Annotated in this window: 14 protein-coding genes; 7 read left to right on the top strand and 7 right to left on the bottom strand. The window is 70.7% G+C overall.

Features of this window, described 5'->3' with window-relative positions; translation table 11 throughout:
- Positions 1–35 precede the first annotated feature (35 nt).
- Positions 36–1,970, bottom strand: a complete 1,935-nt coding sequence (locus ACX27O_RS09595; RefSeq protein WP_458939292.1) for a S9 family peptidase — start codon at positions 1,968–1,970, stop codon at positions 36–38.
- A gap of 223 nt (positions 1,971–2,193) precedes the next feature.
- Between ACX27O_RS09595 and ACX27O_RS09590 the strand changes: the two genes are divergently transcribed.
- Complete coding sequence (locus tag ACX27O_RS09590; protein WP_458939291.1) at positions 2,194–2,934, top strand: nucleotidyltransferase domain-containing protein; 741 nt, start codon at positions 2,194–2,196, stop codon at positions 2,932–2,934.
- 56 nt (positions 2,935–2,990) lie between these two features.
- Positions 2,991–3,734, top strand: coding sequence for an aminoglycoside phosphotransferase family protein (locus ACX27O_RS09585; protein WP_358126331.1), 744 nt, complete (start codon positions 2,991–2,993; stop codon positions 3,732–3,734).
- A 98-nt stretch (positions 3,735–3,832) separates the two neighbouring features.
- Here ACX27O_RS09585 and ACX27O_RS09580 read toward each other — a convergent pair whose 3' ends face one another.
- A complete protein-coding gene (locus tag ACX27O_RS09580) occupies positions 3,833–5,215 on the bottom strand; it encodes an FAD-dependent monooxygenase (RefSeq protein WP_458939466.1) in 1,383 nt (460 codons plus the stop codon).
- Positions 5,216–5,572: 357 nt separating this feature from the next.
- A complete protein-coding gene (locus ACX27O_RS09575) occupies positions 5,573–6,292 on the bottom strand; it encodes a TetR/AcrR family transcriptional regulator (protein WP_458939290.1) in 720 nt (239 codons plus the stop codon).
- Positions 6,293–6,378: 86 nt separating this feature from the next.
- Here ACX27O_RS09575 and ACX27O_RS09570 point away from each other — a divergent pair, with 86 nt between their 5' ends.
- Positions 6,379–7,242 (top strand): NmrA family NAD(P)-binding protein, encoded by an 864-nt coding sequence (locus ACX27O_RS09570; RefSeq protein ID WP_458939289.1) that lies wholly within the window; start codon positions 6,379–6,381, stop codon positions 7,240–7,242.
- Positions 7,243–7,299: 57 nt separating this feature from the next.
- Entirely contained in the window at positions 7,300–7,779 is a 480-nt protein-coding gene (locus ACX27O_RS09565) for a hypothetical protein (RefSeq protein WP_458939288.1), read from the top strand.
- Between the two features lie 4 nt (positions 7,780–7,783).
- Here the strand turns inward: ACX27O_RS09565 and ACX27O_RS09560 are convergent, their stop codons facing one another.
- Positions 7,784–8,767, bottom strand: a complete 984-nt coding sequence (locus ACX27O_RS09560; protein ID WP_458939287.1) for an AraC-like ligand-binding domain-containing protein — start codon at positions 8,765–8,767, stop codon at positions 7,784–7,786.
- Positions 8,768–8,869: 102 nt separating this feature from the next.
- On the opposite strand from ACX27O_RS09560, the gene ACX27O_RS09555 reads away from it, so the two are divergent.
- Positions 8,870–9,445: a maleylpyruvate isomerase N-terminal domain-containing protein gene (locus ACX27O_RS09555; protein ID WP_030327621.1), complete on the top strand. Its 576-nt coding sequence runs from the start codon at positions 8,870–8,872 to the stop codon at positions 9,443–9,445.
- A gap of 3 nt (positions 9,446–9,448) precedes the next feature.
- Here ACX27O_RS09555 and ACX27O_RS09550 read toward each other — a convergent pair whose 3' ends face one another.
- Together ACX27O_RS09550 and ACX27O_RS09545 are read right to left on the bottom strand one after the other, a co-directional pair.
- Positions 9,449–9,991, bottom strand: a complete 543-nt coding sequence (locus ACX27O_RS09550) for a GNAT family N-acetyltransferase (protein ID WP_458939286.1) — start codon at positions 9,989–9,991, stop codon at positions 9,449–9,451.
- A gap of 32 nt (positions 9,992–10,023) precedes the next feature.
- Positions 10,024–10,503 (bottom strand): DnaJ family domain-containing protein, encoded by a 480-nt coding sequence (locus ACX27O_RS09545; RefSeq protein WP_458939285.1) that lies wholly within the window; start codon positions 10,501–10,503, stop codon positions 10,024–10,026.
- Between the two features lie 230 nt (positions 10,504–10,733).
- Here ACX27O_RS09545 and ACX27O_RS09540 point away from each other — a divergent pair, with 230 nt between their 5' ends.
- The gene (locus ACX27O_RS09540) at positions 10,734–11,384 is read left to right on the top strand and encodes a LysE family translocator (protein ID WP_210860579.1); all 651 of its coding nucleotides are present in this window, start codon (positions 10,734–10,736) and stop codon (positions 11,382–11,384) included.
- A gap of 141 nt (positions 11,385–11,525) precedes the next feature.
- Positions 11,526–12,089: a dihydrofolate reductase family protein gene (locus ACX27O_RS09535; protein ID WP_030327615.1), complete on the top strand. Its 564-nt coding sequence runs from the start codon at positions 11,526–11,528 to the stop codon at positions 12,087–12,089.
- A 38-nt stretch (positions 12,090–12,127) separates the two neighbouring features.
- Here the strand turns inward: ACX27O_RS09535 and ACX27O_RS09530 are convergent, their stop codons facing one another.
- Complete coding sequence (locus tag ACX27O_RS09530) at positions 12,128–13,135, bottom strand: RNA polymerase subunit sigma-70 (protein ID WP_458939284.1); 1,008 nt, start codon at positions 13,133–13,135, stop codon at positions 12,128–12,130.
- Positions 13,136–13,233 lie beyond the last annotated feature (98 nt).

The following is a 13,233-nucleotide window of genomic DNA, read 5'->3' as shown; positions in this document are numbered from 1 at the left end:
GTTCGTCCGGGAGCCCTGTCCGGAGCAACCCGGGGTCACGAAGGCGACCCGTCGACAGGGGTGCGCCCGGCCGGCGGCTGGAGCCAGCGATCAAACCAGGCGCGGGTGCGGCGCAGGAGGTCGAGTTGGTGGTGGCGTTCCCGGATCGCGTGGCCCTCTCTCGGATACGTCACGAACTCGTGCTCGACATCGAAGTGGCGCAACGCCCGGTGCAGATACACGGCCTGCCCGAGGGGGACGTTGGTGTCCTCGGCGCCGTGCACGATGAGCACCGGAGTGCGGATCTGACTGGCGAAGGAGATCGGGCTGACCGCGTCGTGCGGGTGTGGTCCGATGCCGGACCAGCCGGTGCTGCCACCCAGCGCCGCCTCGAACTGGCCGTTGTCGCCGGTCGCGGCGAGCATGCCCCAGTCGACGATGCCGGCGCCGACGAGCGCGGCGCGGAAACGGTCGGTCTGGCCGATGGCCCAGGCGGACATGAAGCCGCCGTGGCTCCAGCCGGCGATGCCCAGCCGGTCGGGGTCGGCGACGCCCTCGGCGATCAGTAGGTCGATGCCGGTCAGGATGTCGGTCCACTCCTGCTGACCGACCCGGCCGGCGACGCTGGCGGCGAACTCGTGACCATGGCCCTGGCCGCCGCGCGGGTTGGGCAGGAACACCGCGTAGCCGGCGGCTGCCAGCCACTGCGCGCTGGGGAACCAGAACAGCTGGCAACGATCGGCGTAGCGGTCGTACGGGCCGCCGTGCACGATCGTGACCAGCGGGAACGGGCCTTCGGACGCGTTTCTTCCGACCGGGAGGACGAGCAGGCCGTCCAGGTCGAGGCCGTCGACGGCACGGTAGGCCAGCGGCTGTTGGGTGCCGAATGTGATGCCGTCGAGTTCCGGACGGGTGTGGGTGATGCGTCGCAGCGGCCCCGTTGGCGCTCCGATGTGCACGTTCGGCGGTTCGTAGCGGGCGCCGGTGCGTACCGCGATCATGTCGCCGGTGGGGGTGGCGGTGAGGTTGTCGAGACGTCCGGGGTGATGCGACAGGGTGGTGAGGTCGGTGTGATCGAGCCTGGCCACCGTGGTGTTCAGGCCGTCGGCGAACACCACCAGCGGGGCGGTGTCGGTCTGGCAGAGTTCGGTGGGGCAGATCGAGAGACCAGCGGTGCGGTTGCGGAGGACGCGGCTCTCCACTGCCAGGTCGAACACGGCGGTGCCGGCTTGCAGAAGCGGTGGGGTGAGCGCGACGTAACCGAGGTGCCAACCGTCATCATCCGGCCACCAGGCCAGCGATCGTGCGTCGACCGCGACCGGTCCGAGGTTCTCCGCCGTTTCGGTGGTGGGGTCGAACAGATGCAGTTGGTTGGTGCGTGGCCCGTGGTCGTTGTCGGCGCTGGCCCAGGTCAGCACGGCGAGTGGGCCGCCGTCGGGACGTTGCCGCACCTCCACGACGTGCCGGTCAGCGAACACCTGCGGGCTGACCACCCGGCCGGTACGCAGGTCGAGCAGGCGCAACCGGGTACGCGGCTCGTGCTCGCCGACCACGATGGCGTCGTCGCGGTCCCGGGCCCGGCGCGCGTCCCGTTCGGTGGGTTCGTCCTCGGCGAGCAGGGCGACCAGGTCGGGGTCGTTGAGCGGCAGGTGGTCGATGACGCCGCCGCTCCAGCTGGTGCACGTGGTCACCGTGCCGTCGGCGAGGGTGAGGCGGTGCAGTTGCGGGGTCCCACGCTCGGTGCGGTCGGACAGGAAGAACAGCGTCTGGGAGTCCGCCGACCAGCGTGGCTGGGACTCGGTTGCGGTGTCGGCGGTCGCCCGGCGCGACGCGACACCATCGGTGTCGACGAGCCAGAGCTCGGTGTCGAGGTGGTCACCGGCCCGGCTGATGGGAGCGAGAACGTAGCCGAGCAGTCGCCCGTTCGGGGCGAGTGCCGGGGTCTGCGGCTCACGACCATCGACGACGAGGTCGGCGGTCAGCCCTGTCATTCGATCAGTCTGCCAGCACCGGCGTGGCACCACGAACCGGTGCGCCGCTGACAAGTCCGCGCCGGACTCTTCCACGGCGACGTCGAGGCACCGGGATAGCATTCTCACGTCCCGCTGGTGACGGGTCCGAGGAGGAAGCCGGTGGCCTGGTGCCGATACAGCGTCGGGCCGTCAGCTCATCTCCGGCCGCCGGGCCACCTCGATGGTGGAGCAGCGTGATCACGTGTTCTCCGTGGAGGAACGCGACCTGATCCGGGAGCGGTTGTTGCGCCTCGCCGCGCAAGATCCCGCCGTGGTCGCCGCGGCTATCACCGGCTCGCATGCCAGCGGCGATGAGGATCGCTGGTCGGATGTCGATCTGGCCTTCGCGGTCAGCGACCCGCTCGACGCCGTCATGCGTCGGTGGACGCAACTCATGTACCGGGACTTCGCCGCTGTCCATCACTGGGACCTCCCTTCCGGGTCGATGCTCTACCGGGTGTTCCTGCTTCCCCACTGCCTGGAGGTCGACCTCGCCTTCGGCCCGGAAGCCGACTTCGGGCCGCGCGGCCCGGGTTGGCGTCTCATCTTCGGGCAAGCCACACCGTCCCAGGCGGTCATGGCGAGCGGCTACGACACGATCGCCGGCCTGGCGTGGCACCACGCCCTGCACGCGCGGATCAGCATCGAGCGAGGCCGATACTGGCAGGCGGAGCACTGGATCAGCGCGATGCGCACCCAGACGATGTCACTTGCCTGCCAGCGCCTGGGTCATGCCACCAGCTACGCCAAGGGCGCCCACCTCCTGCCCACCACCATCACCGGACCTCTCGAAACGACCCTGGTCCGTTCCCTGGATGAGGCCGAGTTACGTCGCGCGCTGTCGGCCGCCGTAGCCGTCCTGAGCACAGAACTCACTCGTACGGACGCGGCCCTGGCCGACCGCCTGCGCCCGATTCTCGGCGAACTCGCCGCCAGCTCATGACGATCAACGCGATTGCGGTGATCGGGGCGTAGCAGGAGCATCGTCTCGTGGAGGAGATGATGCCCGGCGGCAACATGGGCGGCGCGATACGCGTCGGCGACACCGTTCGGCGTGCTGCCGCCGAATGGAACCCGACCGTGCAGCGCCTGCTGGGGCACCTTCGTGACCGCGGCCTCACCTGGGTGCCGCACCCGTTGGGCACCGACGAGTACGGGCGTGACACCGTCTCGTACCTGCCGGGTGTCGTGCCTCAGTACCCGCTGCCGGCCTGGGTCTGGAGTCGGGAGGTCCTCATCGACGCCGGCGCCCACCTCGCCCACCTTCACCAGGCCAGTCTGGGCTTCGATGTCTCCGGTGCCGTCTGGCAGTCCGCGGTACGGCAGCCGGCCGAGGTCATCTGTCACAACGACTTCGCGCCGTACAACATGGTCTTCACCGATGGCCGACTGAGCGGTGTCATCGACTGGGACACGGCCTCGCCAGGCCCCCGGTTGTGGGACGTGGCATACCTCGCCTACCGGCTGGTGCCGTTGGCGGACCCGAGCAACGGCGACGCCATTGACAGTGACCTGGGCGAGCGGGCCCGACGCCTGCGGCTGCTCGCCGCCTCCTACGGCTCGCAGCTGGCGCCCGCGGACGTCCTCCCCGTCGCCGTTGCGCGACTGCACGATCTCGCCGCCTTCACCGAGGCCCGCGCCGACCAGGGTCAGGAGACGGTTCGCAGTCACGTCGAGCTCTACCGCCGCGACGCGGCGTGGATCACGAGGCACGCCGATGAGCTGTGCCAGGAATCCGGCTGAACCACCGGTCGGTGTGACGCCGATTCCGGTGGGTGTCGTGGCGACGTCCTGGCAGACCGGGACGTCGCCACAGCTCGGCACCTGTTGGTGCGGCGGGATCAGTGGACGGGCCGGCCGAACCAGCGGGTGAGGTGGTGGTCCAGATCCCGCTGGTCGTCGCCGATCCAGGCGACGTGGCCGTCGGGGCGGAGCAGGACGCCGGGAGCGTCCAGTGCCGCGGTGGAATCCGCGAGGTGGTCGACCCGGTCGGACCAGCCGCCGACGGTCAGGCGTTCGATGCGGTCCAGCAGCAGGCCACGGCCGCGGTGCAGCAGGCCGTAGAGGTGCCCGTGCTTCACGTCGATGTCGGGCAGCCGGCGACCGAGCAGGTCGGGGCCGTCGCCGAAGTCGTAGCGGATGCCGATGGCGGTGATCTTTTTGAGCAGGTGCAGGTTCACCTCGTCGAAGTCCATCAGCTCGATGAGCAGCCGGCGCACAGCCTGTGCGCCCGGTTCGGTGGACAGCAACTGCGTCTGGGCCCGGGTGTTGTCCAGCACGTCCTCGGCGACCGGACGCCGTTCGGCCTGGTAGGTGTCGAGCAGGGCCTCCGGCGCCCAGCCGCGGACCTGTGCGGCCAGTTTCCAGCCGAGGTTGACGGCGTCCTGAACGCCGAGGTTGAGGCCCTGCCCGCCGATGGGGGGATGGATGTGCGCCGCGTCGCCGGCCAGCAGCACCCGTCCGACCCGATAACTGTCGGCCAACCGCATGGCGTCGCCGAAGCGGGACAGCCAGCGCGGGGAGTGAACGCCGAAGTCGGTCCCGGCTACGGCGTGCAACTGGCGCTTGAAATCGTCGAGGGTGGGCGGTTCGGCGCGGTCACTGACGCCGGCGGCGGGGACCAGGACGCTGTAGACGCCGACGCCTGCTGGCCGGAGCCAGAACCGTTGATGGGTCTCGCGGATCTCGGCCACCCTGACGGCGATCTCCTCCGGCGGGATCCCTACTGCCATCTCGCCCATCAGGCTCTCGGTCCGTGCCGGCTCGCCGGGAAAGCCGACGCCGAGCAGTTTGCGAACTGTGCTGCGCCCGCCGTCGCAGCCGACGAGGAATCGCGAGCGCAGCCGTTCCCCGTCGGCCAGCTCAACTGTCACCCAGTCGTCGTCCTGCTCGACAGCGGTGACCGCCCGACCGCGCCGGACCTGCGCGCCCAGTTCGACGGCATGTTCTTCGAGCAGACGTTCGATGACCGGCTGCGGAATGCCCAGCAGGTAGGCGTACCGGGGATCCAGGCCCGTGGGCGCGGGCTTGGGGATGGCGGCGAAGTAGGCGCTGGCCGGACGCTGCCGCCCGTGCGGGAGGATGCGTTCCAGCAGCCCGCGCATCGCCATCAGCTCCAGGCTGCGGATGTGCAGGCCGACGATGCGGACGGCCGATGGCGGCTCGGTCTCCTTCTCCACCACGAGTACCCGGACGTCGTGCAGCCGCAGCTCGGCGGCGAGCATCGCACCTGTCGGTCCGCACCCTGCGATGATCACGTCGTACGTGCGGGGGGCGTAATCGGTGCTGCGGGTCGGAGATGACGGGCGGCCGCCGACGACGGAGTCGGGCTCGACGGGGGCGGTCGACGGGTTTTCGGCGGTGAAATGCGCAGGGTGCACAGGTGTCGCCTCTCGGGAGTGCCGTGTTGGCGGGGCGCTCCCGGCGACACCTATGTCAGTCGCCCGACCGTGACGGCAAGGGGGAGCACCCACATCGCTTGAACGTTCATGGGTCTCACCTCCTCGGGTGGTGTCGCGGTCAGCGGCACGCTATCTCCCCCGGCCAGGTCGCGTCGAGCTCTTTTCCGCCGCCGGGGGTGGTCACGACGTCGAGTGGGTCAGCGATCGGTGGAGCCACTCGGCCATCAGTGCGCGTTCGGCGTCGGTGAGCCCCGGCAGGTGGGGCAGCACCGTCGCGAAGGTCACCGCGACCGTGTTCGTGGTCGTGTCGGGTGTCGCCGGGGTTGTCGACAGGATGCTGGTGAGCACGGCGTCGAGCATGGCCTCGCTCAGGCCGGGGTCGCGCTGCTCGGGGGGCGTTCCGAGTAGCGCGAGGATGGTTCCGTGGCCCGCTGAGTGGATCATCATGAGTGCGCGTTGTTCGTCGACCCGCAGCAGACCGGCTGCGGCGAGTCGCCGGACGCGACGACGGAGCACGTCGAGGCCCGCGACGGTCGCCGGTGAGGGTGCGCCGCTCCCCCGGGCGGCCATCAGGGCGTACAGCTCGGGGTTTGTCAGGCCGAACTCCACGTGCGTGCGCCACCCGGTGCGCAGCTCCGCGACCGGGTCACCCGTCGCGGCGTGCGCGGCGACCGATTTGCCGCTGACGTAGCTGGCCATGACGTGCTCGGCGACGGCGTCGATGAGGCCGTCCTTGTCACCGAACAGGCGGTAGATGGTCGGCGCCTGCACACCTGCGGCCTGGGCGACGGCGCGCGTCGTCACCGCGTTGGCGCCCTTCTCGCGCAGCAGTTCGGTTGCTGCCGCGACGATGCCCGCGCGGACGTCGTCGCGGGATGCCATGTCCTGCGTCGTCACCATGAATCAATGCTAACAGCGACTTGTTAACCACGGATTATCGCTGCTAACGTCTCAGCCGTAACGCCGATATCAAGGGAGTGTGCAACATGTTCGTCGTCACCGGTGCCACTGGTCAGCTCGGGTCCCAGATCGTCGACCGGCTGCTCGACCGGTTACCAGCCGAGGCGGTGGGCGTGAGCGTGCGCGACGTCGACCGGGCCGTGGGCCTCGCCGAGCGGGGCGTGCGGGTGCGCGCCGGCGACTTCACCGACCCGGCCACGCTGGAGCACGCCTTCGAGGGCGCCGACAAGGTGCTCGTCGTGTCCGCCGCCATCCGTGGGGCCGCCGCGGTCGCCGCGAACCGCGCCGCCATCGACGCCGCCCACGCCGCGGGAGCCAAACGAATCCTCTACACCAGCCACCAGGCCGCCTCCCGGGACTCGCTGTTCGCCCCCCAGCCCACCCACGCCGCGACCGAGGAGCACCTGGCCGGGCTGGGGGTTCCCTTCACCGCCCTGCGCAACGGGTTCTACGCGAGCACGCTCAGCCTCTGCATCGGGGCGGCGTTGGAGACCGGTCAACTCGTGGCGCCGGCGGACGGCCCGGTGTCCTGGACCGCGCACGCCGACCTGGCCGAAGCCGCGGCCATCGCCCTGGCCGAGGAGGGCCTGCTCGACGGCATCACGCCGGCGCTGACCGCTGCGCAGGCGCTCGACCTCGAGGCGGTGGCCGCCATCCTGAGCGACATCACGGGCCGCACCGTCACCCGGGTGGTCGTCACCGACGACCAGTGGCGCTCGGCCGCCATCGCAGGTGGCATGCCCCCGCCGGCCGCCGACTTCACCCTCGGCATGTACCGCGCGGCGCGTCGCGGCGAGTTCGCCGTCACCGATCCGACGCTGGAGACCCTCATCGGTCGCCGTCCGACATCCGCTCGCGCAGCACTGGAGGCCATCGTCGCCCAGCGTTGACGGGCCGGGTCGGCGGAGGTTGACCCTCGACGTGGTTGAGGCTCGACCATCGGCGACATGACCGAGCAACCGACCGCCGATCCGACCATGACCCGCATCATCGAGGCCGTGCACCTCGGCCATGGTGGCGCGCCCGCCGAGGCCCGTGCGCTGCTCACGGCGCTGTGGGACGACATCGGCCCGACCGGGGACGCCCTGCACCGCTGCACCCTGGCGCATCACCTCGCCGACCTGCAGGACAGCACCGAGGCGGAGCTGAGCTGGGACGAACGTGCCCTGGCCGCGGTGTCCGAGCTGACCGACGAACGCGCCCAGCGATACCTGTCCTCACTGCAGGTTCAGGCGTTCCTGCCGTCGCTGCACCTCAACCTGGCCGACTGTCACCGGCGGCTGGGTAACGTCGCTGCGGCTCGGGAGCACCTCGCCCGAGCCCGGGAACACCTGGTACTCCTACCGGACGACCCGTACGGCGAGAGCATCCGCGTCGCCGTCCGTGACTTCGTCGAGGATGATCCGACCGACCACCGGCGACGGTGACCGGTCACCGACCCTGGTGCGCGACGGTCGTCCGGTAGGCCTGCGGTGAACGTCCGTAGCGGGCCCGGAAGAGGCGACTGAAGTGGGCCTTGTCGCGGAATCCCCAACGGGCGGCGATGGCCTGGATCGGTTGCCGTACCAGCGGGTTGGCGAGATCACGCCGGCACTGCTCCAGGCGTTTGGCGCGGATGAGTTCGGCGACTGTCGTCGAGTCCCCTTCGAACAGGCGGTGCAGCGATCGCAGCGAGATGTGGTGGACGGCGGCGACGCTGCGCGGGCTGAGCTCGTCGCTGTCCAGGTGGCGGTCGATGAAATCGACGACGCGAGCCCGCAACGTGGTTTGCCGGGCCTCCGGCGACAGGGTGTCCTCGATGTCGAGGTACTGGGCGAACGCGGCGGCGAGCAGGTCCAGCGCCACGCTGCCCAGCACCTCGGCCTGGGCGGGCTGGTACTGCTCGGGGTGCGCGGCGATGCTGCGCAGGTGGTGGACCAACAGCCCGCCGACGCCGACGTGCGACGGCAGCGGCGTGGCCAGCAGCCGGCGGATCCGGTCCGGCGCCACTGGTAGCGACGGGTGCGGTATCTGCACGGTGATCGTGTGGGCGAGGCCGGGGCCGTCAGCGCTGTGCCGGGCGACGTGCGGCCGCGCGGTGTCCAGGAGCGTGAAGTGGTTTCCGGCTTCCAACGGGGACTCGGTGCGGTCCTGGATCAGCATGCTGCGGCCGGTGAGTGGGAGCGCGAGCTGGTACACGTCCCCCTCCGTTCTGCGGACCAGCTTCGCGGACCGGACCGAGTCCAGCGACGGGTACCGCAGCGAGGCCATCCGAACGCGGCCGAGATCGATGGCCTGGGCGTAGGCCACGAAGTTGTCCAGGTGACCGCTGCTGATGTGCGCAGGCGCCATCTCCTGAGCGATCAGTGCGTACCAGAACTCGAACCGGTCCGCCGGCGGTAACACCGTCGTGTCGACCACCAGGTTGGGCAACACTCTGCTCGCCTCCCCCGCATGCGAGGATGGATTCTTGCATGCTTCGATCCGTGGTGCCCATGACGGGATTCCCACACGCGGTGCGTCCCAGGGGGTTGCTCAGTGTCAGTGGTGACCGGTGCCGACCTGCACGAGGCGGCCGAGGAGATGACCCGGGTGCTGGAGCCACACCGCGAACGCGACTGGTCGGTGCCGGCCGGCTCGCTGAGCTGGAGCTGCTGGACCACCGCGGCGCACGTCGCGCACGACCTCATCGGGTACGCGGGCCAGGTCGCCGGCCGCCCGGATGACGGCTATCTGCCGTACGACCTGCGGGTCTCCCCCGACGCGAGCCCGACGCAGGTGCTCACCGTGGTGCGAGCCTGCGCCGGTCTGCTCGCCACCGCCGTCGACGCCGCGGGCCGGGACACGCGGGCCTGGCATTGGGGCCCGTGCGACCCGGCCGGTTTCGCCGCCATGGGCGTGGCCGAGACCGTGCTGCACACCCACGACATCACCCTCGGCCTCGGTGTGCCGTGGCAGCCACCGCAGCGACTGAGCGCGCTGGTGCTGCGGCGACTCTTCCCGGACGCCCCGGCCGGTGCGGCACCCGAGGTGCTGCTGTGGATGACCGGCCGGGGTGAGTTGCCCGGCCGGACCCGGCGCACCTCCTGGGTCTGGCGGGCCAGGGTGGACTGACGGCTAGGCGTGCAGGGCGTGCCGGTGACCGTCGAGCGGGAAGGGCGGCCGGGCTGGCAGCACCTCCTGGAACACGAAGCCGCACTTCTGCGCCACCCGGCAGGACGCCACGTTGTCCACCTGGTGCAGCAGGTCGAGACGCGTCACCTCGGGGAACCGGTCGAACGCCCAGCGGCTCAGCGCGATCACCGCGCGGGGCGCGACCCCACGACCGCGTGCCCACGACGCCGTCCAGTAGCCCACCTCCGGCGCCGGGCGCTGCGGGGTGATCCCCTTGAGCACCACGTTGCCGACCAGCCGCGCGCCGTCGGCCTGCTCTTCGACGACGGCGAAGGTGTACCGGCGGCCGTCGGCCTGGTCGCGCAGGGTGCCCTCCAACCACCGCCGGGCCTCGGCGGCGTTGGTCACCGGATGACTGGTCCAGTGCCGCAGGACCGGGTCCCGGTACGCGTCCACCAGGTCATCGAGGTCGTCGGCGCACCACTGACGCAGGGTGACACCCGGTGTCGAGGGTGGGCCGGATGCCGGTGATGATCCGATGAGCATCGGCACATTCTGCCGTGTCCGTGGCCGTGGGGTCAGCCCCGACGGCGCCACCGCTGCCACCAGCCCCGGCGCGACGGTCTCACGGCGGTCACCGCTTCGGTGACGGTGACGGTGACCTCGGGGCGGGCCCGTTCGGCGCGCCAACGGCGGATGACGTCCTCGGTGTTGACCGGGCGCACCGCGATCCGGGGCCCGTCGTCGGGGAAGCGCAGCCACGCCACGATCTGCACGTTCAGCTGCCCGACGAAGTCCCGGACGGACTGCTCGGTGGGCAGGTCACGGACCTCGTCGGGGACCTGCTCGATACGGCGGCGCAGTTGCAGCGACGTGGGCAGCAGCAGGTCACTGGGGAGTGCCTCGCGCTCCAGGAAGCTCTTGATCCACCACGCCTCGTCGTACGGCGCCCCACGACCGGGGATCGGCTTGCCCGTGCCGGGCAGGTCGTCGAACTCGCCGCGCTGAATGGCATCCTGGATCTTCGCCTCGACTGACGCTTCCCACGCCTCGGTCACCCTGCGGCACCTCCCCTGGCCACCGTAACGCGCCGCTTCCGGTGCGCGGCACGCATGTGCCACTGATCAGCGCGCCCGTGACGGTGGGCATTCCCGCCGTGGCCGCCCGGTGCCGGCAAACGCGAGTGGATCACCCCGGATCTCAGGCCACGGCTCGTCAGGTGGCTCTGGGCCGGGATGTTCGTCCCGATTACGGTCAGTGTGGGGGTCTACCGAACGGGGGAATCGTCGTGGTCGGTGCGGGCGCACTGCTGGGTATCGCGCTGGTGGCGTTGGGGCTGGTGCTCACCCCCGGCCCGAACATGGTCTACCTGGTGTCCCGCTCGGTGGCGCAGGGCCGCCGGGCCGGGCTGGTCTCGCTGCTCGGGGTGGCCGCCGGCTTCGGCGTCTACCTGGCGGCGGCGGTCGCCGGCCTGGCCACCGTCTTCGTCCTGGTGCCGACGCTGTACGCGGTGGTGAAGCTCGCCGGCGCCGGCTACCTGCTCTGGCTGGCCTGGCGGACGCTGCGTCCGGGCGGCGGTTCACCGTTCGCCCCCGCACCGCTGCCACCGGACCCGCCCCGGCGGCTGTTCACCATGGGCCTGGTCACCAACCTGCTCAACCCGAAGATCGCCATCCTGTACGTGTCGCTGCTGCCCCAGTTCATCGACCCGACCCGGGGGCACCTCGCCACGCAGAGCCTGCTGCTCGGTCTGACCCAGATCGCCGTGGCGTTGAGCGTGAACGCGCTGATCGTGCTCAGCGCCGGCGCCCTCGCGGGGTTCTTCGCCCGCCGGCCGGTGTGGCTACGGGTGCAGCGCTGGGTGACCGGCACCGCCCTGGCCGCGCTGGCGATCCGCATCGCCGCGGACCGCTCACGCGCGGCCGTGGCCACGCCCTGACCCGGCCGCCCACCGCCCCGGTCGGGTGGCCGTCCGGCAGAGCGGGCCACGGGTGCGCCGCTCGCCAGTGCGACGCACCGATGAGGTTTCCGCGTCGCGCTCGTCGGTACGGGTGAGATCGACTGACGAGAGGCTGACACGATGCGGAAACTGATCTTCGGCATGAACGCGACACTGGACGGTTACGTCGCCGCGCCGGGCGACGACATCAGTTGGAGCGGGCCGACCGACGAGCTGTTCCAGTGGTGGCTCGACCGCGAACGGGCGATCGCGCTGTTCCTGTACGGGCGCAAGCTGTGGGAGATGATGAGTTCCTACTGGCCGACCGGCGACCAGCAGCCGGGTGCCACCCCGGCGCAGGTCGAGTTCGCGCGGAACTGGCGGGACACGCCGAAGGTGGTGTTCTCCTCGACGATCGACAAGGTCGACTGGAACACCCGGCTGGTCACCGGCGACGCGGTCGCCGAGATCACCCGGCTCAAGGCCGAGGACGGCGGGCCGATGAGGGTTGGTGGCGTGACGCTCGCTGGCGCGGTGATGCGGGCCGGGTTGGTCGACGAATTCGAGGTTGTGACCCACCCGGTGCTGCTGGGCGGCGGCAAGCCGCTCTTCAGCGCACTCGACAGCTGGGTGAACCTGAACCTGGTGGAGACGCGGACGTTCCCGGGCGGTGTGGCGCTGGCCCGGTACGAGACGAGGCGATAGCAACGGTCACCTGCCCCGGCCCGTGCGTGGATCTGTGATCACAGTGTCGGTGCCAGGTCCAGCCACGGCTTGTCGGTGGCGTCGAAGCCGGTGAGCTCGGCGATCTTCCCGTCGACGATGTGCAGGACGGCGATGGCGAACAGCCGGTACTGCGAGTCGCCGGGGGCGCGGAGGTAGAGCGCGGCGGCTGGCATGCGGTTGACCGTCGTGGTGATACCGCGCCAGTCGTCGTGCCCGCGCTGGAAGAGCCCACCGGAGATCCAGCCGTCCACCGCGTCCCCGGCCGTCGTGGTCACGGTGCCCGGGTCGGGCAGCATCGCGAAGCGCAGGTCGTCGCGCAGCAGGGACATCAGCCCGTCGAGGTCGTTGCGCTCATGCGCGCGGATGTACGACCTCACCGCGCCGCGCTCGTCGCTCGACAGCTCGTGGGTGGCGGGGCTGCGCCAGTCGAGGCGGCGGTCGGGCAGCTGCTCGCGCATCGTCACGCGGGCCCGCTGCAGTGCGCTGGTCACCGACGCGACGGTCAGCTCCAGGGCGTCGGCGGCCGTCGACGCCGGCCAGCCGAGCACGTCGCGCAGGATGAACACCGCCCGCTGGCGCGGTGGTAGGTGCTGCACGGCGACGATGAACGCCAGCTCGATCGTCTCCCGCGCCACCACCGACTCCTGCGGGTCCTCGGGGAGCATCTGGTCGGGGTACGGCTGCAGGTACATCACCTCGGAGTCGGCGTCCGGCAGCGCGGACGGTGCGGGTGCGCGGTTGGTGGGCTTCTTCAGGAAGTCGAGGCAGGCGTTCGTCGCGATCCGGTACAGCCAGGTCCGTACTGCCGCGTGGCCCCGGAAGGACTCCCGCTTGTGCCACGCGCGCAGGAACGTCTCCTGCGTCATGTCCTGGGCGTCCTCGTAGTTCGCGAGCATCCGGTAGCAGTGCACCTGCAGCTCACGCCGGTGGCGCTCGGTCAGGAGCGCGAACCGCGCGGCATCTCCCGCGCGGACCGCCGCGATGAACGTGGTCTCGTCGGCGTCCAACCGGGTGGCGTCGGTCATGTCAGCATCCTTCCAACGGTGCGAGTGGCCAACAGAGCTGACGACCTGGTGGATCATTTCTGATCGCGCCGGCACTGTCACGCGCGAACCGCTGCCCG

The organism is Micromonospora sp. SD19 (genome assembly GCF_054462275.1).
Note: the sequence above shows the minus strand (reverse complement) of the source record. Positions and strands in the feature narration are given on the sequence as shown.

Bases quoted from the DNA above. Each gene is read 5' to 3' on its own strand.
- ACX27O_RS09575 (WP_458939290.1), bottom strand. From the start codon at position 6,292: ATGGTGACGACGCAGGACATGGCATCCCGCGACGACGTCCGCGCGGGC.
- ACX27O_RS09595 (WP_458939292.1), bottom strand. From the start codon at position 1,970: ATGACAGGGCTGACCGCCGACCTCGTCGTCGATGGTCGTGAGCCGCAG.
- ACX27O_RS09580 (WP_458939466.1), bottom strand. From the start codon at position 5,215: ATGCTCGCCGCCGAGCTGCGGCTGCACGACGTCCGGGTACTCGTGGTG.
- ACX27O_RS09550 (WP_458939286.1), bottom strand. From the start codon at position 9,991: ATGCTCATCGGATCATCACCGGCATCCGGCCCACCCTCGACACCGGGT.
- ACX27O_RS09565 (WP_458939288.1), top strand. From the start codon at position 7,300: ATGACCGAGCAACCGACCGCCGATCCGACCATGACCCGCATCATCGAG.
- ACX27O_RS09535 (WP_030327615.1), top strand. From the start codon at position 11,526: ATGCGGAAACTGATCTTCGGCATGAACGCGACACTGGACGGTTACGTC.
- ACX27O_RS09585 (WP_358126331.1), top strand. From the start codon at position 2,991: ATGATGCCCGGCGGCAACATGGGCGGCGCGATACGCGTCGGCGACACC.
- ACX27O_RS09530 (WP_458939284.1), bottom strand. From the start codon at position 13,135: ATGACCGACGCCACCCGGTTGGACGCCGACGAGACCACGTTCATCGCG.
- ACX27O_RS09570 (WP_458939289.1), top strand. From the start codon at position 6,379: ATGTTCGTCGTCACCGGTGCCACTGGTCAGCTCGGGTCCCAGATCGTC.